Here is a 23,121-nt window from a genome sequence, read left to right on the forward strand (position 1 = left end):
GAGGCCAGCGCGCAACTGACGGAGCGGATGGCTGACGTGGCTTACGAAGCGGCGCGCAGTGTCTTGGCGGCCGCCACCATGTTGGTCAGCGCCGGGATCACTTCTTCCCATTGACGCGTCTTCAGACCGCAGTCCGGATTCACCCACAGCCGTTGCGCCGGAATGCGCTCAGCGGCCTTCTTCATCAGTTGCACGATGTGCGCCTGGGTCGGGATGTTCGGCGAATGAATGTCGTACACGCCCGGGCCGATTTCGTTCGGATAGTTGAAGTTGTCGAATGCGTCGAGCAGCTCCATGTCCGAGCGCGAGGTCTCGATCGTGATCACGTCGGCGTCCATGTCGGCGATCGACGCGATGATGTCGTTGAACTCCGAATAACACATATGGGTGTGGATCTGCGTTTCGTCGTCCACGCCGTTCGCCGTGATACGGAACGATTCAACCGCCCAGTCGAGGTATTCCTTCCACTGTGCCTTGCGCAGCGGCAAGCCTTCGCGCAAGGCGGCTTCGTCGATCTGGATGACGCGCACGCCGGCCTTTTCGAGGTCGATCACTTCTTCGCGGATCGCCAGCGCGAGCTGGTAGCACGACACCGAACGCGGCTGATCGTCACGCACGAACGACCAGTTCAGGATCGTGACCGGGCCGGTCAGCATGCCCTTCATCGGCTTGCTGGTGAGCGATTGCGCGTACTGGATCCAGTCGACCGTCATCGCCTTCGGACGGCTGATGTCGCCGAACAGGATAGGCGGCTTCACGCAACGCGAGCCGTACGACTGCACCCAGCCGAACTGGCTGAACGCGTAGCCGTCGAGCTGTTCGCCGAAGTATTCGACCATGTCGTTACGCTCGGCTTCGCCATGCACCAGCACGTCGAGGCCCAAGGCTTCCTGCTCGCGCACACTGCGTTCGATCTCGGCGCGCATCGCGGTCTTGTAGCCGGCTTCGTCGAGCGCGCCGCTCTTGAACTGGCTGCGCGCCTGGCGGATTTCGCCGGTCTGCGGGAACGAGCCGATCGTCGTGGTCGGATACGCCGGCAGCTTCAGCAGCGCGGCCTGCTTATCGGCACGCGCCGGGTAAGGGTTCTTGCGTCGGCCGAGAGCCGGGTTGATGCTGGCGAGCGCTGCCTTGACGGCGGGGTTGTTGACGCGCGGCGAGGTTCGGCGTGCGGCGATGGCGGCGCTATTCGCGGCGAGCTCAGCCTTGACTGCGTCGCGGCCTCGATTCAACGCGATGGCTAGCACCTTCAGTTCATCCAGTTTTTGCAGCGCGAAGGCGAGCCACGAGCGGATTTCGGCATCCAGCTTCTGTTCGCTTTCCAGATCCACCGGCACATGCAGCAGCGAGCACGACGGCGCGATCCACAGGCGCTCGCCCAGTTGCCCGGCGACCGGTTCGAGCCAGTCGAGCACGCTCGTCAGATCGGTCTTCCAGATGTTGCGGCCGTTGATCACGCCCAGCGACAGCACGCGGTCTTGCGGCAATTGCGCCATCACGGCGCCGACTTCGGCGCGTGCATTGATCGCATCCAGATGCAGGCCTTGCACCGGCAGCTGGCAGACGAGCGGCAGGTTGCCGAGCAACTGGCCGAAGTAGGTGGCCAGCAGCAGCTTGACCTTGCCGTTGGCGAGCGCCTGGTAGGCGGTGACGACAGCCTGTTGCCATTCGGCGGACAGTTCGGTCACCAGGATCGGTTCGTCGATCTGCACCCATTCGACGCCTTGCGCGGCCAGCGCGGCCAGCAGTTCGGCGTAGACCGGCAGCAGGCGCGGCAGCAGAGCCAGCTTGTCGGAGTCGTCCTTGGCCTTGCCGAGCGCCAGATATGTCACCGGGCCGACGATCACCGGCTTGACCTTGACGTTTTGCGCTCGCGCTTCGGCGAGCTGGTCCAGCAGACGCGACGGATCGAGCTTGAATTCGGTGCTCGCGTTGAATTCGGGGACGATGAAGTGATAGTTGGTGTCGAACCACTTCGTCATCTCGCCGGCCGCGACGCCGCCGCAGCACGCGCTGTGGTCTTCGGCGCCCTTGGCCGAACGGCCACGGGCGACGCGGAAGGCGTTGTCCAGCGCATCGCCGTGGAAACCTTGCACGCGCTCAGGCAAGTTGCCCAGCGTGAAGCTCATGTCCAGCACCTGGTCGTAGAACGCGAAATCGCCGGCGGCGGCGAGGCCGAGGTCGGCCTGATGCGCCCAGTGACGCTGACGCAATTGCGCGCCCAGCGCCTTCAGATCGTCGAGCGATGACTCGCCCTTCCAGTAGGATTCGAGCGCGAATTTCAACTCGCGCTTTGCGCCGATACGGGGAAAGCCCAGATTGTGTGTCGTTGCCATCGTGTCGCCTCGGTTCGGTCAGTTGCAGATGTCATTCCGGATGCGTGGATCCTATAGGCGGTCGTTCATGAAGTAAAATGGTGATAATTCAACGAACCATTAGCTTTGTTCATGTATGGCCGTGCTTGAGACAAGGCGATCGAAACCACCGATATCATGTTGCAGAGGGTGGCGAGCGGCCGCGGCGTCGCCACGTTGCCGCGCTGGCTGGTTGAAGCGTATGCGGGCTCGATGAACCTCGTGCCGGTGCGGCTGGCGCGGCTGGCGCGGCTGGGGCGCAAGGGCATCGCCAGGCAGATTTTTCTTGGCGCGCGGGAAACCGATATCGAAGTCGACTATCTGAAGGCTTTTGTCGATCTGGCGCGCAAGCCGGAAACGGCCTTGAATGACCAGGAGGAAATACCATGACGCAGTCTCTGGATCGCAAGCCGCTCGGCTTGCCTAACGCACATAGAAAAGTCCTGCCCCCTTCGTGCTGCGCGCCATGCGTTGGCGAAGTCATGGAAGCGGCTTCGGCGTCGATTTCGGCATCGGCTCTGTCGGATGTCGATCCGGCTTCGTCGTCTAGCTAACCGGAAGTCGGATGCCCATGCTGCTGCGCGATCCTATCCATGGCGATATCGAACTGAGCCGTCTCGAGACCGCGGTCGTCGACCTGCCGGTCATGCAACGGCTGCGCGGTATCAAGCAACTGGGCACCGCGCACCTCGTCTATCCGGGCGCGCTGCATACGCGTTTCGATCACTCGATCGGCGTCTGCGCGGTCGCGCATCAAATCGTCGAGAGCTTGCGGCGCTCAGGGCTTTCCATCTCCGCCGAACTGGAAGACGCGATCGGCGTCGCGGCCTTGCTTCACGATGTCACGCACGTGCCGTTCGGTCACACGCTCGAAGACGAGCGTCGGTTGTTCGCGCGGCACGACAAAGGGTCGCGTCTCGCGGACATGTTTGCCGGAGAACTTGGCGCGGCGTTAAGTCGCCTCGGTATTCGCGATGTGGTGGGCGGGCTGCTTGGTTTGTCGTCGCCGGAAAGCGTGCCGCGCTGGGCGCAAGACATTGTGTCGGGCAGCATCGACGCCGATCTTCTCGACTATCTGCGGCGCGACAGTTTCTTCGCTGGCCTTTCGCAGAATTACGACGACCGGATTTTCCGCTGCTTCGCCGAGCACGCCGACCGGTTGGTGATCCGGCTCGCCCGACATGGCATGGACCGGCCGGACGCGCGCTCCGAAATCATTGGCGTGTTGCGACTGCGGTATTACCTCACCGAGCGCGTCTACTATCACCACACCAAAGTGGTCGCGGGCGCGATGATTTCGAAGTCGGTGGAGATCGCGCTCGATCACGGCGTGCTGGCCGAAAGCGATTTGCTCGAACTCAACGACTGGACACTGCTGGATCGTCTCGCGCGGTGTGGCATCGCGGACGCTGCCGCGCTTGCCCGGCGCACGCTGAATCGCGATCTGCTCAAGCGCGGCTACGTGGTGTCGGGGCGCAGCGTGCCGCTGGAACTGCGCAAGGAGTGGGTGAGCCGCTACCATGTGTCGCGTGCGCAGCGCGCGGCAGTGGAAAAAGAACTGGCGGACAAGTTAGGCCTGCCGTTCGCGGATGTGGTCTTGTACTGTCCCGCGCTTTCCGCGATGAAGGAAGCCGCCGTGCCGGTTGAAACCAGTCGCGGGCTGGAGTTGCTGAACGACGCCGGCAGCGGCGCGTTCGCGGAGATCGGTGCGTTGCAGGACCGGTATGCGGATCTCTGGCGGTTTTATGTGTTCGTCCCGGCCGATGCGGTCGCGCGGGCCGGGGCGATTGCGGGTGAGATGTTCCAGACTCCGTGCGAGTTGGGTGCAAATAAAAACTCGACCTCGGCGCGCCACGATAGATAGCGCCAAAACCGCTCACGCGCCGTGTATGGGCCAATACAGTCCGAGCACCGTGCCGAGGACAATAATGGTTAGCACGGTGGCCGTGATCGCGCTGAACATGTAGTCGCGTTCTCGCAGGAAGATAAACAGCATCATCGCCAGGCGTAGTACAGGCAGCATGATAAATAGTGCAATGCCGGCCGTCACGACGCTAGTGCCTGACGGCAACCGTGAAGCCGTTGCGGCCAGATGACCATCCATCAGTTTCAGCGCGAGTCCCACGGTAATCACCGCCGACGAGAACCAGGTGCCATGGTGGAACAGGCTGGCGAGCATGCCTTCGAGCCGTTTTGTTTCCAGCGCGGCGGTGTTCATGCCGGATCTCCAAAAAGGTGGAAGCCGAAAGCGGTAAGAAGCATCAACGCGGCGAGTGCGACGAGTACGGCGACAAACAATACGCGGAGCTTCTCGCTGGATACCCGCATGAGGATGCGTGCGCCTAGCACCGAACCTGCAACCGAACCCAGCACGACCGGGCCCGCGATGGACGGGACGATGTCGCCGCGCATGAAATAGGCCCCCGCACTGGCGGCCGCCGTCACCCCGATCATGAAATTGGACGTGGCGGACGACACCTTGATCGGCAGACGCAGGGCGGTGTCCATGGCCGGAATCTTGAGCACCCCGCTGCCTATACCGAGCAGGGCCGAGATGAGACCCGCGCCGTACATCAGCGTCATGCCCATCGGCACACGCTGCACCTGGTAGGCCACCTCACGCCCAAGCGCGCGGTCGGGATAGCTTCCATGTAGTTTCAACGTATTGGCCCAACCAGTGCCACCTGCATTCTTGTTGACCGTGCCGACTGGGTCCACGCGTCGTGCCATCATCTGCCTGGCGGAGACGACAAGTACAGCTGCAAACAGAAAATATAGATAGGATGCCGGAACAATGCCGACCAGAAAAACACCGGTCAGTGCGCCCAACGTGGTCGCCGTTTCCAGCACGACCGCCAGCCGCACGTTGGTCAGGCTGCCTTTCAGGAAGGACGCAGCGCTGCCGCACGAGCAGGCGATCACCGAGACGATGCTCGCGCCGATGGCGGTATGAATGTCGATGCCGCCGAACGTCGTCAGGATCGGCACGATGAAGATGCCGCTCGCCATGCCAAGCATGCCGCCAAGCGCGCTGGCACCCACCGACACGGCGAACAGCCACAAGCCGAAATCAGGGTGCACGTCAGACCTCCGTTGTGTTCGTTCTTCGCCGGGCCAGACGGGTTACAAAGCGGACCATGTCGCCGCGGTAATAGAGTTTTTCGTAGTCGACTGGCCGGGCATCCGCGGAATAGGCGGTTCGCTCGACCAGAAAGATCGGACTGCCCGCGTCGATACCCAAGGCAGCCGCGATGTCTTCTTGCGCCAGTACCGCTTCCAGGCGGTACTCAGCCTCCACCAACGGCATGCCGTACTTCTGCTCTAGCAGCGCGAAGATCGGCTCGACCGACAGGTCGTGGGTAACGACCTTGTCGCCAAGCTCGCGCGGCAGATAGGTTTCGTCGAACGATGTCGGCACACCGTCGGCGAGACGAACGCGTTGAATCCTGACCACGAGCGTACCGGGCGCAAGCGCAAGGTGACGAGCGACGGAACTGTCGGCCGCGACGACCCGCTTGTCGATCAGGCGAGCGGTAGGTGTTCGTCCAAGCGCCTGCATGTCCTCGACGAAACCGCTGAGTTCGGTCAATTCCTGGGTGATCCTGGGCTGGGCGACGAAGGTGCCCTTGCCGCGGCGGATTTCAATCAGCCCGCGCGTTGCCAGGTTCTGGATCGCCTTGCGAACCGTCGTGCGGCTAACGTCGAAGCGCTGGATCAGGCTATCTTCCGGAGGAAGCTGACTGCCGGGCGGCAGGCTGCCGTCGGCAATGCTCGATGCAAGCACGGCCTCGACCTTGGCATAGAGCGGAAGGGAATGATTGTCATCGGAGAGCATGACGACATAGTGACGTAATGATGTCCCTATGTCAAACGCGTTTGCCTGAATGGCGGATCAACTGGCATCATGTTTTCGAACTCCGCGAGCGTTATTGCCGGATTCAAAAGGCCGCTGCCGCCAGGAGCGACCCTGGGTCGGACTGGCGTGTGCGACCCAGCAGCGCAGTGACTTATTCGATAAGCCATTGTTTGTTAGGGTAAATGTTCGCTGTCTCGATCTTGCGCCCTCGTCGCGATGCACGCTGAAGCGAGTTCCGGCATCCCCTGCGCTATATCCCTTCTTGAATTTGTCACCACCCGTCCATATAATTAGCACTCGCTGCACGAGAGTGCTAACAACATCGCCGGTTGGCTCCGCCAGCCGGGTTTTCTCAGCGTTCTTCAGTCTCAATCAAGAGAGGAGTATGTATGAACCTTCGTCCTTTGCATGATCGCGTGATCGTCAAACGTCTGGATCAAGAAACCAAGACCGCGTCGGGCATCGTGATCCCCGAAGCCGCAGCAGAAAAGCCGGATCAAGGCGAAATTCTGGCAGTCGGCCCGGGCAAGCGTGACGACAAGGGCGCACAAATCGCGCTCGACGTGAAGGTCGGCGACCGCGTCCTGTTCGGCAAGTACGCAGGCCAGACCGTCAAGGTCGACGGCAACGAACTGCTCGTGATGCGCGAAGAAGACATCATGGCCGTGGTGCAGAAGTAAGCGCAGGTCGCTACTTTTCCCGGTCATAAGTCATATCCCAAAGAATTCAAGGAGTTAGAAGATGGCAGCTAAAGACGTCGTATTCGGTGATTCCGCCCGTGCCAAGATGGTTGAAGGCGTGAACATCCTCGCGAACGCTGTGAAGGTCACGCTGGGTCCGAAGGGCCGCAATGTGGTCCTGGAACGCAGCTTCGGCGGCCCGACGGTCACGAAAGATGGTGTCTCGGTCGCGAAAGAGATCGAACTGAAAGACAAGCTCCAGAACATGGGCGCGCAAATGGTCAAGGAAGTGGCTTCCAAGACCAGCGACAACGCAGGTGACGGCACCACGACCGCAACGGTTCTGGCTCAGTCGATCGTCCGCGAAGGCATGAAGTACGTTGCATCGGGCATGAACCCGATGGATCTGAAGCGCGGTATCGACAAGGCTGTCGCAGCCGCAATCGAAGAACTGCGCAAGATCAGCAAGCCGTGCACGACGAACAAGGAAATCGCGCAAGTCGGCTCGATCTCGGCTAACAGCGACTCGTCGATCGGCGATCGTATCGCTGAAGCAATGGACAAGGTCGGCAAGGAAGGCGTGATCACCGTCGAAGACGGCAAGTCGCTGCAAGACGAGCTGGACGTTGTCGAAGGTATGCAATTCGACCGCGGCTACCTGTCGCCGTACTTCATCAACAACCCGGACAAGCAAGTCGCCGTTCTGGACAACCCGTTCGTGCTGCTGCACGACAAGAAGGTCTCGAACATTCGTGACCTTCTCCCGGTCCTGGAACAAGTCGCCAAGGCTGGCCGTCCGCTGCTGATCATCGCAGAAGACGTCGAAGGCGAAGCACTCGCCACGCTGGTGGTCAACAACATCCGCGGCATTCTGAAGACGGTTGCTGTCAAGGCACCGGGCTTCGGCGATCGCCGTAAGGCCATGCTGGAAGACATCGCGATCTTGACCGGTGGTCAAGTCATCGCTGAAGAAACCGGCCTGACGCTCGAAAAGGCAACGCTGGCTGAACTGGGCCAGGCGAAGCGTATCGAAGTGGGCAAGGAAAACACGACGATCATCGACGGCGCTGGCGAAGCGGCAAACATCGAAGCGCGCGTGAAGCAAGTTCGCACGCAAATCGAAGAAGCAACGTCGGACTACGACCGTGAAAAGCTGCAAGAGCGCGTTGCCAAGCTGGCAGGCGGTGTTGCAGTGATCAAGGTCGGCGCTGCGACCGAAGTCGAAATGAAGGAAAAGAAGGCACGTGTCGAAGACGCACTGCACGCAACGCGCGCAGCGGTGGAAGAAGGCATCGTCGCTGGCGGCGGTGTTGCGCTGATCCGCGCTCGCACGGCTATCGCTGGCCTGAAGGGCGCTAACGCCGATCAGGACGCAGGTATCAAGATCGTCCTGCGCGCCATGGAAGAGCCGCTGCGTCAGATCGTCACCAACGGTGGCGAAGAAGCCAGCGTCGTGGTGGCAGCTGTTGCAGCTGGTACGGGCAACTACGGCTACAACGCAGCAACCGGCGAGTACGTCGACCTGGTTGACGCAGGTGTCGTGGACCCGACGAAGGTCACGCGCACGGCTCTGCAAAACGCGGCATCGGTGGCAGGTCTCCTGCTGACGACCGACGCAGCTGTTTGCGAACTGCCGAAGGAAGATGCTCCGATGGGCGGCGGTATGCCCGGCGGCATGGGCGGCATGGGCATGGACATGTAATTTCGATTGGGCCTCGTCAGAGGCTCGGTTGGAAGACATGGGGAGGCACGCTGCGAGGCGTGCTTCCCAAAAGCAAAAACCCGCGGAAACGCGGGTTTTTGCTTTTGGGGCGAGGGAAGAAGGCGGGCTCGCGCGGCGCGGAAAAAGAAAAGCCCGCACGAATGCGGGCTTCTAGTGATTGTGTGGGGAGCTAACGTTGCAAACGCATCTCGACAGCAGCGATAAACGCTAACGCCCGGCGGCAGCGGGCAGCGTTTAATGCCGCGCTTCGCCCGGCGTGGCACCCTTGCCGGCCGTTGGCGGCGTCTCGTCGTCGCTGCTGCGCGCCCAGAAGAAACGATCCGGCAGATACGCCCCCATGCCTGGCCGGAACGCATTGCGCACGGCTTGATACAGATACTCCTGCGCCTCGCGTACCGCCTCGGCAGGCTCTTGCCCGTTCGCCAGCAACGCGGCGATCGCCGCGCCCAACGTGTCCGTCAAGCCCATGATTCGATGGCTGCCGCGATCCCACGTGTCCTGGCGCAACTGGCCGTCTTCGCTGAACAGCGTATTCACGAGCCGGTGCGTGCCGGTTTCCGTCGACAGAATGTATTCGCAGCCTTGCGACAGCAGGTGCGAGATCGCCGCGTCCAACGTTGGCGACTCGGCGTCGCCGTCGGGCTGGGCCAGCGCGAGCAGCGTGGTGGCATCCGCAACCAGCAGCGTGGTTTGCGGCGCGAGCAGGTCGGCGATCGCCTCGCGCAGTTCGTCGGCGGCGAGCACGTGTTCGTCGTCGAGCGTGAAATCGGGGGCGAGAATCAGCGGAATGTCGTCGTAGTCGGCGACCACTTCGGCGATCGCGCTCACCACTTCGGCGCGCGTGCAGGCGCCGACTTTGAATGCGGCGATCGGCATATCTTCCAGCAGCATGCGCGCCTGAGTCGCGACGACTTCAGGATCGAGTCCGGTGACCTCGTCGCAGCTGGCCGAGTCGCGCACGGTGTAGCCCGTGAGCACGGAGACGCCATGGCAGCCCATGCTGGCAAGGGTCATCAGGTCGGCCTGCAGGCCGGAGCCGCCGGTGGGATCGGAGAGGCCGAAGGTGAGGACGATCGGAGGCGTATCGCTGGGCATGAAAATTTGCAAAAAGGAGCTAAATTTGGGCGCGGACCATGCGCTATTGGCTCAATTATGCGGCCTAAACCGTTGCGAGGGCGTTTTTTCGCACGCCTGCGCGCGTGGTTGTGTGTGAGCGCCCGCGCCGGTGCGGCAAGCCGCCGCAACCGCGTTTTTGAGCCGACGCAAACAGCATAAGCAAAGGCTGCCGCGCGCTACGCTTGCGCGTTTCTGATTGCTAGGCATTGGGGCGGCAACACGGTACCATCATGGCTCCCGTTTCCACGGACTCTACTGCGCGACACAAGAATGGAATATCAAAGCTGGATGTGCCTGATTTGCGGCTGGATTTACGACGAAGAAGCCGGCCTGCCGGACGAAGGCATTGCGCCGGGCACCCGCTGGGCGGACGTTCCCATTAACTGGACTTGCCCGGAATGTGGCGCGCGCAAGGAAGACTTCGAGATGGTCCAGATCTGAGGTTGCGATCCGGCGGCGCGCAATGTCATCGAGCGCGCCGTTGGTGTCCTTCCGCCGCGGTAATCTGTCATTGTCCTGTCACCGGTTCGCGCGCTAGCCGAGCAGTCAGCGTGCGGCGCGAAGCGGCGGCCCGTCAGCTTCCTGTCGCCCGCTCATGACTTCACGATCTGCCGCATCCGTTTCCTTCGACGCCTTGCCGAATCCTCGCGGCGGCGCGGTCCGTCCCGCGGAGCTTGCGCTGGCCGAAGCGCTGCTGGCATTCGAACAACACACCGAAAGCACCTCGGCGCTGCTGCGTGCGTCGCACGCGTTGCGCGCGGCTGGCTGGCTGAGCGCGCAGCGTTTCGCCGACGCCTTGGTGCGGCTGTCGCCGCTCTCGGAAGACGATCCGTCCGGCGCCGATAATGCGCGTGCGGTGTTTGGCGCGGCATTGCGTGATTTCCGCGCGGTGCTCGAACGTCACAATCTGCGCGAGCTGTCCTGTTCGCCGGCACTCTTCAATCACTATCGCGCGATCTGTGCGCATTTGTCCGAGCACACGCCCGGCTCGACTGTCGTCTTCGAAGATCTCGCTCTGACCGCGCGGCCGGTGCCGCCGGTGTCGATGCACGCGCAGTCGGCCGATCAACTGGCGCATTTGCGGGCGCGTTACGAACGCGCGCTGCTGCCGGTGCTGCGCGCGCAGCCCGACACGGGCAGTGCGGCGGCGCGGGCGCTCACCAACGCGGCGCTCGACGAACTGGACGCCGTGCTCACCGAACTCGCTGGTCCTGATCCCTACGATTTCTGGCGGCTCGCCAAGGCATGCGCGAAAGCACTGCGGGTCGGCGGCCGCGCGACCGGCGAAACCGATGCGCGGCGTTTCTACGCCCGCTGCAATCTCGCGCTCGCCGATCATGCCCGCGGTATCCAGCGCGCGCCGCGCTCGCTGGTGCGGGCGACGCTGGCGTTGCTGTGGCGTGACTACGCGTTGTTCGGCGCCGCCGCCGAAGACGCCGATCAGGTCGAAGTGCTGCATGACTACGGCCTGACCGTCGACTGGCATGTGGCGGGCACCCAGGCATCGGAAATGCTCTGGGAGGCGGGCGCCGTGCAGGCGCAATCGCTCAACGCGGCGAGCGGCATGCTGACGCGCGAACTGGGCGTGCTGGCGGTCAACTCGCACGCATACGAAGATTTTCTGCAGACCGCGGATGCGTCGATCTCCGCGCTGACCGACCATGCCCGCGCAGCCGATCAACCCGAGAAAGCCGATCCGAGCGAAGCGCTGCAAGCCGGCGATGCGGCGTACCGCCTCGGCGCTGCCGCGTGCGCGCTGGGCCTCGGTCATGTGGCGTTGCTGGCGGATGCGTTGGGGCTCGCGTGGCGGCGTCGCGCGCATGCCGGGGTCGCCACGCCCGCGGTGCGCTCGCACGTGATCGTCGGTGCACCGGCGGCGAGTACGTTGGAGCACAGCGCCGAAGCGTTGCGCGCGACGCTGCACAAGGTGGCCGCGGGTGTTGCGCCAGCCGGTGGCGGCGCCGCGCTGGCCGGCCTCGCCGCGTTGACGCGCGCGATCGAGCAGGGCGGCGAATAACATTCCGATTTGCCCATAGCAAAAACGCGGCCTGCCAATCCATAAACACGCTCGTGCGAAACGCCGCGAAGCCTGCGCCATGGCACACGCACGCGTGCGTGATAGAGTGCAACCTGATTCGCCGTCGATGGCTCGCGGCACGCTTCATGGCACACATCGCGGTTCCACGCTCAAAGCCCGCCATCCTGCATCGTCTTTGCTAAAATCCGAACTATGTCCAAGAGTACCGATCGCATCAATCTGACCAACCAGTTCCTGATCGCCATGCCGAACATGGCCGATCCGACGTTTTCGGGAACGGTGGTCTACCTTTGCGATCACAGTGAGCGCGGCGCGCTCGGCCTCGTCATCAACCGGCCGACCGATATCGACCTGCAAGCGCTCTTCAGTCGCATCGATCTCAAACTCGAGATCGAACCTCTTCTCCATGTGCCCGTATATTTCGGCGGCCCGGTGCAAACCGAGCGCGGCTTCGTGCTGCACGATCCGAAAGACGGCAATGCCTATACGTCGTCCATGTCGGTGCCGGGCGGCCTCGAAATGACCACGTCGAAAGACGTGCTCGAAGCGGTCGCGAGCGGCACCGGTCCGGAGCGTTTCCTGCTCACGCTCGGCCACGCCGGCTGGGCGGCCGGGCAGCTCGAGGAAGAGATCTCGAAGAACGGCTGGCTGACGGTCGAGGCTGACCCGAAAATCGTCTTCGACGTACCCGCTGAAGAGCGCCTCGAAGCGGCGCTCGCCCTGCTCGGCATCAACCTGTCGATGCTGTCGGGCGAAGCGGGTCACGCATGAGCCTGCCGGCCGGACGTGAGGCGACGCTGCTTGCGTTCGACTACGGTGAAAAACGTATTGGCGTGGCGGTCGGCAATTCGCTGACGCGCAGCGCGCGGCCGCTCGTGATCGTGCAGAACCGCAGTCGCGAGTATCGCTTCGAAGCGGTCGGCAAGCTGATCGCCGAATGGAAACCGGACGCGCTGGTGGTCGGCTTGCCGATGCATCCGGACGGCACGCCGCATGAAATGACCCTCCTCGCGAAGCGCTTCGGCAATCAGCTGAACGGCCGCTTCAATCTGCCTGTCACGTGGATCGACGAACGCTATTCGTCGGTCGAGGCGAAGGCGGAAATCCGCGCCGGCAACGGCCGCGCCGACATGCTCGACGCCGAAGCCGCCAGCATCATCCTCCAGCAATATCTAGACGGACTGTCCGACGATCATGAGTTCCATTGACGCCGAAGCGCTTTATCGCGCGTTGCTCGACCAGATTCGCGCGGTGTATGGCGACCAGCTTGGCGCAGGTCGGGACGGCGCCGAAGGCGCGGTGCTGGCCGGCATTCATAGCGGTGGCGCGTGGCTCGCCGAACGGCTTGCGCTCGACCTGAACCTGCCGAGCTTCGGCGTGGTCAACGTCGCGCTGCATCGCGACGACTACGCAAAGAAGGGGCTGCATTCGCAAGCGAGCCCGACCTCGCTGCCGTTCTCCGTCGACGGCCGCCGTATCGTGCTGGTCGACGACGTGCTGTACACCGGCCGCACGATTCGCGCGGCGCTGAACGAGCTGTATGACTATGGCCGTCCGGCGTCGGTCGAACTGGCGGTGCTGGCGGATCGCGGTGGGCGCGAGTTGCCGGTTGCGGCGCGGTTTATCGGCGGCGTGGTGGAGGTGCCGGCGGAGGCCACGCTCGTGCTGGCCCGCGACGCCAACGCTGCAGCAGGCAGCCCACGTTTCACGTTCCACACCGAAGCACGCGTCGATTGAACGGGGCGCCGCGCCGTGGCGCCAACGCGCATCGCACGCACGTATCGCAATGGGCGCGAAGCAACCCGGCCCGGCATCGTCACACGCAGTCCGCATCGACAACGATCACGTTGAAGCCCGTATTTGAAGCAGGTACACCATGAACACCGCCATCCAGGCCCCCAAGGATTCCGCCGACAGCGCCACAGAGCGCTTCCGTTATGGCTTCCTGAAGGGCAACCCGCAGCTCACGAAAAACGGCGAGCTTAAACATCTATTGTCGATCGAGGGTTTGCCGAAGGCGATCGTCAATCACATTCTCGATACCGCCGACCAATTCGTCAGCGTCACCGATCGTGAAGTGAAGAAGGTGCCGCTGTTGCGCGGCAAGTCGGTGTTCAACCTGTTCTTCGAGAACTCGACCCGCACTCGCACCACTTTCGAAATCGCCGCCACGCGGCTCTCGGCGGACGTGCTGAATCTGAATATCAACGCCTCGTCCACCAGCAAGGGCGAGTCGTTGCTCGACACGATCAACAATTTGTCCGCGATGCATGCGGACATGTTCGTCGTGCGTCACGCGTCGAGCGGCGCGCCGTACCTGATCGCCCAGCATTGCGCGCCGCACGTGCACGTGATCAACGCCGGTGACGGCCGTCACGCACACCCGACCCAGGGTCTGCTCGACATGTACACGATCCGCCACTACAAGAAAGACTTCACGAAGCTGCGCGTGGCAATTGTCGGCGACATTCTGCATTCGCGGGTCGCGCGTTCGGACATTCACGCGCTGACCACGCTCGGCGTGCCGGAAGTGCGCGCAATCGGTCCGCGCACGTTGCTGCCGGGCGGTCTCGAACAGATGGGCGTGCGGGTGTTCCATAACCTCGACGAAGGTCTGAAAGACGTCGACGTCATCATCATGCTGCGTCTGCAGAACGAGCGGATGAGCGGCGCGCTGCTGCCCTCGGCGCAGGAGTATTTCAAGAGCTGGGGCCTGACGCCGGAGCGCCTCGCGCTTGCCGCGCCCGACGCGATCGTGATGCACCCGGGGCCGATGAACCGTGGCGTCGAAATCGATTCGCAGGTGGCCGACGGTCCGCAATCGGTGATTCTGAACCAGGTGACGTTCGGTATCGCGGTGCGGATGGCGGTGATGGGAATCGTCGCGGGTAATCACGATTAATAAAGGCAGCGCATGAAGATTCATATTCAAGGCGGCACGCTGATCGATCCGGCAGCGGGCACCGAACAACAGCAGGACATTTTTATCGCGGCGGGCAAGATCGTCGCGATCGGCCACGCACCGGCCGATTTCCACGCAGCGAAAGCGATCGACGCGAAAGGTTTGCATATCGCGCCGGGTCTGGTCGACCTGTCCGCGCGTTTGCGCGAGCCGGGCTACGAACACAAGGCAACGCTCGAATCCGAAATGGCCGCGGCGCTCGCGGGCGGCGTGACGAGCCTCGTGTGTCCGCCGGACACCGATCCGACGCTCGACGAACCGGGTCTCGTCGAGATGCTCAAGTTCCGCGCGCGCAATTTGAACCAGGCGCATGTGTATCCGCTCGGCGCGTTGACGGTCGGCCTCAAAGGCCAGGTCATCACCGAGATGGTCGAGTTGACGGAAGCGGGTTGCATCGGCTTTTCGCAGGCCGACGTGCCGGTGGTCGACACGCAGGTGCTGATGCGCGCGCTGCAATACGCGAAGACCTACGGCTACACCGTGTGGCTGCGTCCGGTGGATGCGTATCTCGGCAAGGGCGGCGTGGCCGCGAGCGGCGCGCTGGCGTCGCGGATGGGTTTATCGGGCGTGCCGGTGTCGGCTGAAACCATCGCGCTGCATACGATCTTCGAACTGGTGCGGGTGACCGGCGCGCGGGTGCATCTGTCGCATGTGTCGTCGGCGGCGGGCATCGAGCTGATGCGCGCGGCCAAGGCCGAAGGCCTGCCGGTTTCGTGCGACGTCACCGTCAATCACGTGCATCTGATCGATCTCGACATCGGCTATTTCGACGCCCAGTTCCGCCTCGATCCGCCGCTGCGTCAGCAGCGCGATCGTGAAGCGATTCGCGCGGGTCTGGTCGACGGCACCATCGACGCGATCTGCTCCGATCACACGCCGGTCGACGACGACGAAAAGCTGCTGCCGTTCGCCGAAGCCACGCCGGGCGCGACCGGCCTGGAGCTGTTCCTGTCGCTAACAGTGAAATGGGCCGACGAAGCCGGCGTGCCGCTTGCCAGGGCGCTCCATCGCATTACGACGGCGCCCGCCGACGTGTTGGACTTGCAGGCAGCCGGCCGGCTCGTCGTGGGCGGCGTGGCCGATCTGTGCGTGTTCGATCGTCACGCGCACTGGCGTGTCGAGCCGCGCGCGCTGAAGAGCCAGGGGCACAACACGCCGTTCCTCGGCTACGAACTGCCGGCGCGGGTGCGTGCGACGGTCGTGGCCGGTCACGTCGCGTTCGAACAGCGCTAATATCCGCGGCATCGCCCAGTTACGGAAAGCTCCGACCATGAAGCTCGCGTTACGCAAGGCCCGTCTCGTCGCGCATCTGCTGCACGGCATGTGGACCGTGGCGACACGTTTCCCCAAAGCCGACGCCGCCACGCGCGAGGCGCTGAATCGCCAGTGGTCGCTGAAAATGCTGCGTTTGTGCGGCATGAAGCTCGTCGTACATAACGACGCCGCGCGGCTCGAACGCGGCGCGCTGGTGGTCGCTAATCACATCTCGTGGATCGACATCTACGTGATCAATGCGTGGCGGCCGACGCCGTTTGTTTCGAAGGCGGAGATCCGGCAATGGCCGGTGGTCGGCTGGCTCGCGCAGCAGCTTGGCACGGTGTTCATTCAGCGCGAGAAGCGCAGCGATGCGAAGCGAATCATGCACGAGCTGGCCGAGCGCCTGAGCGCGGGCGAACTGATGTGCGTGTTTCCGGAGGGTACGACGTCGAACGGACTCGCGCTGCTGCCGTTCCACGCGAATATGTTTCAGGCGGCGGTGTCGGCCGCGGCGCCGGTGCAGCCGCTGTGCATCATGTACGAGGATGCGCAGGGCCGGCAATCCACCTCGCCGGCGTATATCGACGATCTCTCGCTGGCCGATTCGCTGAATCTGCTGTTGAGCGGCGGCCCGTTGACCGCGCATGTCTATGTCGGCGCCGCGATTCCGCCGGGCGCTGACCGGCGCACGCTGGCCGCGCAAGCGGAAGGGGTGATCGCGGCGGCATTGCAGGCCATGCAGGGCGGCACGGCAAAAGTCGGGGCGGTGGCGACGGAGGCACTCTCCTAGTTACCGCCGCCCGGCACCCGGCAGCTCTCGCAATCGACCTGGGTCAGCGTGCGTTCCGCGGGGTTGGGCGTCAGCCGCACGGCCGAGAGCTTTTCACCCCAGACGCAACCCGAGTCGAGTCCGATCAGGTTATCGCGTACGGTCAAACCGAGCGCGGCCCAATGGCCGAATACCACGGTGACATCCGCGGTCTTGCGCGACGGCACGTCGAACCACGGCATGCAACCCGGCGGCGCGGCGTTCAGCGCGCCGCTGCTGCTGAAATCCATCACACCTTCGGCGTCGCAGAAACGGATGCGCGTCAACGTGCTGCATGTCAGGCGTAGCCGCTCGATGCCCTTCAGATCCGGCGACCAGCGATTCGGCTCGTTGCCGTACAACCCGGCCAGCGTTTCCTTCCAGTTCGGCGCCCGCAGCGCCCGCTGCAACTCGTCCGCGAGTTCCATGGTCAGGTTCGCGTCCCATTGCGGCAGGACGCCCGCATGGACCATCAGCATACCGTGCTCGAAGTGCGCGAGCGGGCGGTGGCGGACCCATTCGAGCAGGTCTTCGGCATCGGGTGCGGCGAGAATTTCGGCGATCGTGTCGCCCTTCTTCAACTTGCGGATCCCCGCCGATACCGACAGCAGATGCAGATCGTGATTGCCCAGCACCGGCACCGCGAGTTCGCCGAGCGCGATGATGTCACGCAGCGTGGCGAGCGATTCGGCGCCGCGGTTGATCAGGTCGCCCGCGAACCACAGCGGCGTGCCGGCCGGCGGCGCGGCCTTGGCCAGCAATTGCTGGAACGGCTTGCGGCAGCCTTGCAGATCGCCGAACGCGAGCGGTGCGAGAGGGGGCTGAGCGGTGGAGGAAAGCGTGGTGGCGGGTGTCATCGAGGAAGTGAGTACGGTTCGAACCACGCGGTGACGCACGCGTCGTGCCGCGTTGAGCAGTGCAACATGCTAGCGTGACATAATAGCCCGTTTGATGCACGAATATCGCTCCGCACGGCCCTCGAGGCCGGTGGCGCAAGGCGCGCTGCCCGCCGCCCGCGCGCACGCCGCAAGCTGCCCGTGATATTGCAATACAACAGGACGTCCCTCGTGAATACAGCAAGCATGTCGTCGTCTCAGCCGCAGCCGCAGGAACCCATTCGTACGCTTGTGACCGGTGCGAGTGGCTTTACCGGCCGTTATCTGGTCGAGAAACTGCTGGGGCGCGGCCACACCGTGATCGAAACGGTCGGCTCGCGCGACGCGCAGGAAACACCCACACGTCTGCGGCTGGACATCACGTCGCCGGACGCATGCCGGCGCGTGATCGAGATCGCGCGGCCCGACTATATCGTCCATCTGGCGGCGATCAGCTTCGTCGGGCACAACGATCCGCTCGACTTTTACCGCGTCAACGTGATCGGCACGCTGAATCTGCTGGAGGCCTGCGCGGCGGTCGGCCATACGCCGCGCAAGCTGTTGATTGCGAGCAGTGCGAACGTCTACGGTAATGTGACCAGCAGCGCGATCGACGAAAGTTTCCCGGTCACGCCGGTCAACCACTATGCGGCCAGCAAGGCGGCGATGGAAACCATGGTGCGCACCTGGTTCGACCGTCTGCCGATCCTGATCGCGCGGCCGTTCAACTACACGGGGCGCGGGCAGACGGCGAACTTCCTCGTGCCGAAGATCGTCGGCCATTTCGCGCGCCGCGAATCGCAGATCGAGCTGGGGAATATCGACGTGGCGCGTGATTTTTCGGACGTGCGGTATGTGGCGGGGGCTTATGAGGCGCTGCTGGCCTCCGAGGCGGTGAGCGACACACTGAACGTGTGCACCGGGCAGCCCTACACGCTGCGCGAAGTGTTGCGTCAGGCCGCTGAATTGACGCAGCACGAACTGGAAATCAAGGTGAACCCGGCTTTCGTCCGGCAGACCGACGTCAAGATTCTGGTCGGTTCGCCGGCGAAATTGCGTGCCATGGTCCCCGGCGTCGAAGCGATTCCGTTCACCGAGACGCTGCGCTGGATGCTTGCCGCATAGGCCGCGCGCCGCCTGGTGATCGGCTGTTTTTTTGGCGGACGTGGCTTTACAATCGCGGCTAGTTTGAACACGGTCCCGGCCCGCGTATTCAGTCGGCAATGCGCGAGCCCAAGGCGCCGGCACGATTAAATACGAGTAAGGTGGCGTGATGCGCAATCTGGCAACAGCGCGCGTCCGCCACAAGGTTTCTAGACGGGAATTCCATGATTCTGGTAACGGGTGGGGCTGGCTTTATCGGTGCCAATTTCGTGCTCGACTGGCTGAATGCGTCGGGCGAAGCGATTCTGAACGTCGACAAGCTCACATATGCCGGCAATCTGGGCACGCTGCGGTCGCTGCAGAACGATTCGCGGCACGTGTTTGCGCGTGCCGACATCTGCGATCGCGACGCGCTCGACGCGCTATTCGCGGAGCATAAGCCGCGCGCGGTGCTGCACTTTGCCGCCGAGAGTCACGTCGACCGGTCTATTCACGGTCCGGCCGATTTCGTGCAGACCAACGTGGTCGGCACCTTCACGCTGCTCGAAGCAACGCGCAGCTACTGGAACGCGCTCGGCGAGGCCGACAAGGCCGCGTTCCGTTTCCTGCATGTCTCGACCGACGAAGTATTCGGCTCGCTGTCCGCGACCGATCTGCAATTTTCCGAAACCACGCCGTACGCGCCGAACAGCCCGTATTCGGCCACCAAGGCGGGTTCGGACCACCTGGTGCGCGCGTACCACCACACGTACGGTTTGCCCACGCTCACCACCAACTGCTCGAACAACTACGGTCCGTATCAGTTTCCCGAAAAGCTGATTCCGCTGATGATCGCGAACGCGCTCGGCGGTAAATCGCTGCCGGTGTATGGGGATGGCCAGAACGTGCGCGACTGGCTGTACGTGGGCGATCATTGCAGCGCGATTCGCGAAGTGCTCGCGCGCGGCGTGCCGGGCGAAACGTACAATATCGGCGGCTGGAACGAGAAGAAGAACCTCGAGGTCGTGCACACGCTGTGCGACCTGCTCGACAGCCTCAGGCCGAAAACGGCCGGCTCGTACCGCGATCAGATCGCCTACGTGACCGATCGTCCGGGCCACGACCGCCGTTACGCGATCGACGCGCGCAAGCTCGAACGCGAACTCGGCTGGAAGCCGGCGGAAACCTTCGAGACCGGCCTCGCGAAAACCGTGCGTTGGTATCTCGACAATCAGACGTGGGTCGATGAAGTGGCTTCCGGCGACTACCGGAAGTGGGTCGAGACGAACTACTCGCAACGCTCATAAGGATCCGCGATGGCGCGCAAGGGCATCATTCTCGCAGGCGGTTCGGGCACGCGCCTGTATCCGATCACGCACGTCGTATCGAAGCAGTTGCTGCCGGTCTACGACAAGCCGATGATCTATTACCCGCTGTCCACGCTGATGATCGCCGGCATTCGCGACGTGCTGATTATCTCGACGCCTGAAGACACGCCGCGGTTCGCCGCGATGCTCGGCGACGGCAGTCAGTGGGGCATGCACATTCAGTACGCCGTGCAGCCTTCGCCGGACGGTCTGGCGCAGGCGTTCGTGATTGGCCGCGACTTTGTCGGCAACGATCCGTCGGCGCTGATTCTCGGCGACAACATTTTCTACGGTCACGATCTCGCGGGCCGACTCGGCCATGCGAGCCAGCTCGAGGACGGCGCCACCGTTTTCGCGTATCACGTGCAGGATCCCGAACGATACGGCGTGGTGGAATTCGACCGTGATTTCCGAGCCATGTCGATCGAAGAAAAGCCGTTGAAGCCGCGCTCGAATTACGCGGTGACCGGCCTTTACTTCTACGATCGTGACGTCTGCGACATTGCCGCGGAAATCAAACCGTCCGCGCGCGGCGAACTGGAAATCACCGACGTCAACTCGACCTATCTGAAAGTCGGCAAGCTGAGCGTCGAGGTGATGGGGCGTGGTTATGCGTGGCTCGACACGGGCACGCACGATTCGCTGATCGAAGCCGCGAGTTTCATCGCGACGCTGCAGAAACGCCAGGGCCTGGTGGTCGCGTGCCCTGAAGAAGTGGCGTTCCGCCAGCGCTGGATCGACGCGGAGCAGGTCGAACGGCTCGCCCGGCCGCTGGCGAAGAACGCTTACGGTAAATATTTGCTCAAGCTTGTTTCGGATCCTCTTGCATGAAACCCACTGTTACTCCGACTTCGTTGCCCGAAGTAAAAATCGTCGAACCGAAGGTCTTCGCGGATGCGCGCGGGTTTTTCTTCGAGAGCTTCAACGCGAAGGAATTCGCGGAGGCGCTCGGCGTGAATGCCGAGTTCGTGCAAGACAACCATTCGCTGTCGGCGAAGAACGTCGTGCGCGGTTTGCATTACCAGCTTGTGCGACCGCAGGGCAAGCTCGTGCGTGTGGTGGCGGGCGAGATATTCGACGTCGCCGTCGATATCCGCAAGGATTCACCGACCTTCGGTCAGTGGGTGGGCGAGCGGCTCAGTTCGGAGAACAAGCGGCAGATGTGGGTGCCGGCCGGTTTCGCGCATGGTTTCGCGGTGTTGTCGGAGCAGGCCGAAGTCCTGTACAAAACCACCGACTACTGGTTCGCCGAGCACGAGCGCTGCGCGCTGTGGAACGATCCGCAGATCGGCATTGACTGGCCGATCGACGCCGAGCCGTTGCTCGCGGCGAAAGACGCGGCCGCGCCGCGTCTGGCCGATGCCGATTTGCCGGACTGAGGGACAAGCCATGCGTGAGCCGCGTGTCGTGTTGTTGACGGGTACCAGCGGGCAGGTCGGCTTCGAGTTGCAACGCAGTTTGCAGGGCTTGGGCACGGTCGTCGCGCTGGATCGCCACCGCCTGGATCTGCGCGATCCGCAGCAAATCCGCGACGTCGTGCGGGCCATGCAGCCGGTGTTGATCGTGAACCCGGCGGCTTACACCGCGGTCGATGCGGCCGAGTCCGACGTGGCGGACGCCACCCGGCTCAATGTCGACGCGCCGCGTGTCTTCGCCGAAGAGGCGAAGCGCGTGGGCGCGGCGCTCGTTCACTATTCGACGGATTACGTGTTCGACGGCACCAAGCCGGAGGCGTACGTGGAAAGCGATCCGACCGATCCGCGGAACGTGTACGGCAAAACCAAGCTGGCGGGCGAGCAGGCGATCGCGGCAACGGGTTGCAATCACCTGATCTTGCGCACTAGCTGGGTGTACGGCACGCGCGGCAAGAATTTTCTGCTGACCATGCTACGGCTCGGCGCGGAGCGCGACGAACTGAGCGTGGTGGCCGATCAGATCGGTGCGCCGACATGGGCGAACACGATCGCGTCGCTGACGTCGCAGGTGCTGGCGCAGTCCGTCGCCGGCAATGACGACGAGACCCGCGACTGGTGGCGCCGGCATTCAGGCACGTATCACCTGAGCGCTGGCGGCGAGACGTCGTGGCATGGTTTCGCCGAGGCGATTTTCGAACTGGCCGGCGAGGCTAGGCGTCCGCTGGTCAAGCCGATTCCCGCGTCGTCGTATCCGACGCCCGCCGCGCGACCGGCCAATTCGCGCATGTCGAACGACAAGCTGGCGGCGTCATTCGGCGTTCGTGCGCCAGACTGGCGCGAGGCGCTGCGTCTGTGTCTCGCCGGGCGGTGATGAGCCTTGGCGGGCTTAGATGGGCTTGCGTTGCCCTTGGGTCGCTCCGTATGCGCATGTGAGGCGACAGGCGGACCGGCCCCGCGCAATTGAGCGAGGAAAGCGACGATGTCAAAACGTGAGCGCATCCGGATGTTGTCGGTGGACCTGTTGTCCGGCAAACGGCAACGCCTCGACTTCCAGACCTTCGAATACGAGCGCGACGACGGCAGCAAGCAGGTGCTGAGCCGCGAGATCTATCACGTCGGCGACGGCGCGACCGCGTTGCTGTATGACCTCGCGCGGCGCACGGTGATCTTGGTGAGCCAGTTCCGACTACCCGCGTATCTGCGCGGCGAGAGCGGCTGGGTGCTGGAGACGCCGGCGGGTTTTCTCGACGGTGCGACGCCGCAGGAGCGCGTGCGTCACGAGGTGGCCGAAGAAGCCGGTTATCGCGTCGGCGAAATGCAGCAGGTGTTCGCCGCGCTGATGATTCCGGGTTGCGTGACGCATGTCGTGTACGGCTTCGTCGCGCCTTACACGGAGGCCGACCGGATCGATGCGGGCGGCGGCCTTATCGAGGAAGGCGAAGACATCGCGGTCGTCGAACTGACGATCGACCAGGCGCTCGAACGGATCGTCAGCGGCGCGATTACCGACGCGAAGACGATCATGCTGCTTCAGCACGCGGCGTTGCATCTATTCCGTTAGGCGCGAGCCATGCACGGCCCACAAGCGGG

At 63.4% G+C, this 23,121-nt stretch carries 23 protein-coding genes and 1 pseudogene; 18 read left to right on the forward strand and 6 right to left on the reverse strand.

Going from position 1 to position 23,121, the window contains the following annotated elements; translation table 11 throughout:
* Positions 1-41: 41 nt before the first annotated feature.
* Positions 42-2,333 carry a 5-methyltetrahydropteroyltriglutamate--homocysteine S-methyltransferase gene (metE, locus tag B0G83_RS10745; RefSeq protein WP_105507412.1) on the reverse strand — a complete coding sequence of 764 codons (2,292 nt, stop codon included), beginning with the start codon at positions 2,331-2,333 and terminating at the stop codon, positions 42-44.
* 132 nt (positions 2,334-2,465) lie between these two features.
* Between metE and B0G83_RS10750 the strand changes: the two are divergent.
* Together B0G83_RS10750 and B0G83_RS10755 are read left to right on the forward strand one after the other, a co-directional pair.
* Positions 2,466-2,741, forward strand: a pseudogene (locus B0G83_RS10750) (hypothetical protein); the annotation flags it as partial.
* A 175-nt stretch (positions 2,742-2,916) separates the two neighbouring features.
* A complete protein-coding gene (locus B0G83_RS10755; protein ID WP_105507413.1) occupies positions 2,917-4,215 on the forward strand; it encodes an HD domain-containing protein in 1,299 nt (432 codons plus the stop codon).
* 12 nt (positions 4,216-4,227) lie between these two features.
* On the opposite strand, the gene B0G83_RS10760 is transcribed toward B0G83_RS10755, so the two are convergent.
* From B0G83_RS10760 to B0G83_RS10770, 3 genes are all read right to left on the reverse strand, one after another.
* Complete coding sequence (locus B0G83_RS10760; protein WP_105507414.1) at positions 4,228-4,569, reverse strand: DUF1634 domain-containing protein; 342 nt, start codon at positions 4,567-4,569, stop codon at positions 4,228-4,230.
* A complete protein-coding gene (locus tag B0G83_RS10765; RefSeq protein WP_105507688.1) occupies positions 4,566-5,369 on the reverse strand; it encodes a sulfite exporter TauE/SafE family protein in 804 nt (267 codons plus the stop codon). The genes B0G83_RS10760 and B0G83_RS10765 overlap by 4 nt, the downstream gene beginning before the upstream one ends.
* Before the next feature lie 64 nt (positions 5,370-5,433).
* The gene (locus tag B0G83_RS10770) at positions 5,434-6,186 is read right to left on the reverse strand and encodes a GntR family transcriptional regulator (RefSeq protein ID WP_105507415.1); all 753 of its coding nucleotides are present in this window, start codon (positions 6,184-6,186) and stop codon (positions 5,434-5,436) included.
* A gap of 410 nt (positions 6,187-6,596) precedes the next feature.
* Here B0G83_RS10770 and groES point away from each other — a divergent pair, with 410 nt between their 5' ends.
* Entirely contained in the window at positions 6,597-6,887 is a 291-nt protein-coding gene (gene groES / locus B0G83_RS10775; protein WP_007178996.1) for a co-chaperone GroES, read from the forward strand.
* Positions 6,888-6,948: 61 nt separating this feature from the next.
* Positions 6,949-8,589 (forward strand): chaperonin GroEL, encoded by a 1,641-nt coding sequence (groL, locus tag B0G83_RS10780; RefSeq protein ID WP_105507416.1) that lies wholly within the window; start codon positions 6,949-6,951, stop codon positions 8,587-8,589.
* Between the two features lie 255 nt (positions 8,590-8,844).
* On the opposite strand, the gene B0G83_RS10785 is transcribed toward groL, so the two are convergent.
* A complete protein-coding gene (locus B0G83_RS10785) occupies positions 8,845-9,705 on the reverse strand; it encodes a hydroxymethylpyrimidine/phosphomethylpyrimidine kinase (RefSeq protein ID WP_105507417.1) in 861 nt (286 codons plus the stop codon).
* 291 nt (positions 9,706-9,996) lie between these two features.
* Between B0G83_RS10785 and B0G83_RS10790 the strand changes: the two genes are divergently transcribed.
* The 8 genes from B0G83_RS10790 (at position 9,997) to B0G83_RS10825 (ending at position 16,773) form a co-directional block, all read left to right on the forward strand.
* Positions 9,997-10,167: a rubredoxin gene (locus tag B0G83_RS10790; protein ID WP_013338354.1), complete on the forward strand. Its 171-nt coding sequence runs from the start codon at positions 9,997-9,999 to the stop codon at positions 10,165-10,167.
* A 154-nt stretch (positions 10,168-10,321) separates the two neighbouring features.
* Positions 10,322-11,743 (forward strand): hypothetical protein, encoded by a 1,422-nt coding sequence (locus B0G83_RS10795; protein ID WP_105507418.1) that lies wholly within the window; start codon positions 10,322-10,324, stop codon positions 11,741-11,743.
* Positions 11,744-11,956: 213 nt separating this feature from the next.
* Entirely contained in the window at positions 11,957-12,535 is a 579-nt protein-coding gene (locus B0G83_RS10800; protein ID WP_105507419.1) for a YqgE/AlgH family protein, read from the forward strand.
* Positions 12,532-12,972 (forward strand): Holliday junction resolvase RuvX, encoded by a 441-nt coding sequence (gene ruvX / locus B0G83_RS10805; RefSeq protein WP_105507420.1) that lies wholly within the window; start codon positions 12,532-12,534, stop codon positions 12,970-12,972. Before B0G83_RS10800 ends, ruvX begins: the two co-directional genes overlap by 4 nt.
* Entirely contained in the window at positions 12,959-13,501 is a 543-nt protein-coding gene (gene pyrR, locus B0G83_RS10810) for a bifunctional pyr operon transcriptional regulator/uracil phosphoribosyltransferase PyrR (RefSeq protein WP_105507421.1), read from the forward strand. Before ruvX ends, pyrR begins: the two co-directional genes overlap by 14 nt.
* A 139-nt stretch (positions 13,502-13,640) precedes the next feature.
* The gene (locus B0G83_RS10815) at positions 13,641-14,666 is read left to right on the forward strand and encodes an aspartate carbamoyltransferase catalytic subunit (RefSeq protein WP_105507422.1); all 1,026 of its coding nucleotides are present in this window, start codon (positions 13,641-13,643) and stop codon (positions 14,664-14,666) included.
* A gap of 12 nt (positions 14,667-14,678) precedes the next feature.
* The gene (locus B0G83_RS10820) at positions 14,679-15,959 is read left to right on the forward strand and encodes a dihydroorotase (protein ID WP_105507423.1); all 1,281 of its coding nucleotides are present in this window, start codon (positions 14,679-14,681) and stop codon (positions 15,957-15,959) included.
* A 37-nt stretch (positions 15,960-15,996) separates the two neighbouring features.
* Positions 15,997-16,773 carry a 1-acyl-sn-glycerol-3-phosphate acyltransferase gene (locus B0G83_RS10825; RefSeq protein ID WP_105507424.1) on the forward strand — a complete coding sequence of 259 codons (777 nt, stop codon included), beginning with the start codon at positions 15,997-15,999 and terminating at the stop codon, positions 16,771-16,773.
* Here B0G83_RS10825 and B0G83_RS10830 read toward each other — a convergent pair.
* Entirely contained in the window at positions 16,770-17,648 is an 879-nt protein-coding gene (locus B0G83_RS10830; protein WP_105507425.1) for a symmetrical bis(5'-nucleosyl)-tetraphosphatase, read from the reverse strand. The two genes, B0G83_RS10825 and B0G83_RS10830, sit on opposite strands and share 4 nt — an antisense overlap.
* Before the next feature lie 225 nt (positions 17,649-17,873).
* On the opposite strand from B0G83_RS10830, the gene B0G83_RS10835 reads away from it, so the two are divergent.
* The 6 genes from B0G83_RS10835 (at position 17,874) to B0G83_RS10860 (ending at position 23,092) form a co-directional block, all read left to right on the forward strand.
* Positions 17,874-18,791, forward strand: a complete 918-nt coding sequence (locus tag B0G83_RS10835) for a GDP-mannose 4,6-dehydratase (protein ID WP_105507426.1) — start codon at positions 17,874-17,876, stop codon at positions 18,789-18,791.
* A gap of 203 nt (positions 18,792-18,994) precedes the next feature.
* A complete protein-coding gene (rfbB, locus tag B0G83_RS10840) occupies positions 18,995-20,056 on the forward strand; it encodes a dTDP-glucose 4,6-dehydratase (RefSeq protein WP_105507427.1) in 1,062 nt (353 codons plus the stop codon).
* Between the two features lie 9 nt (positions 20,057-20,065).
* Complete coding sequence (gene rfbA, locus B0G83_RS10845) at positions 20,066-20,947, forward strand: glucose-1-phosphate thymidylyltransferase RfbA (RefSeq protein WP_105507428.1); 882 nt, start codon at positions 20,066-20,068, stop codon at positions 20,945-20,947.
* Positions 20,944-21,495 (forward strand): dTDP-4-dehydrorhamnose 3,5-epimerase, encoded by a 552-nt coding sequence (gene rfbC, locus B0G83_RS10850; protein ID WP_105507429.1) that lies wholly within the window; start codon positions 20,944-20,946, stop codon positions 21,493-21,495. Before rfbA ends, rfbC begins: the two co-directional genes overlap by 4 nt.
* Before the next feature lie 10 nt (positions 21,496-21,505).
* Positions 21,506-22,402 (forward strand): dTDP-4-dehydrorhamnose reductase, encoded by an 897-nt coding sequence (gene rfbD, locus B0G83_RS10855; RefSeq protein WP_105507430.1) that lies wholly within the window; start codon positions 21,506-21,508, stop codon positions 22,400-22,402.
* A 108-nt stretch (positions 22,403-22,510) separates the two neighbouring features.
* Positions 22,511-23,092, forward strand: a complete 582-nt coding sequence (locus B0G83_RS10860; RefSeq protein WP_105507431.1) for an NUDIX domain-containing protein — start codon at positions 22,511-22,513, stop codon at positions 23,090-23,092.
* Positions 23,093-23,121: the final 29 nt, after the last annotated feature.

The organism is Paraburkholderia sp. BL21I4N1, assembly GCF_002973525.1.
GTDB lineage: Bacteria > Pseudomonadota > Gammaproteobacteria > Burkholderiales > Burkholderiaceae > Paraburkholderia.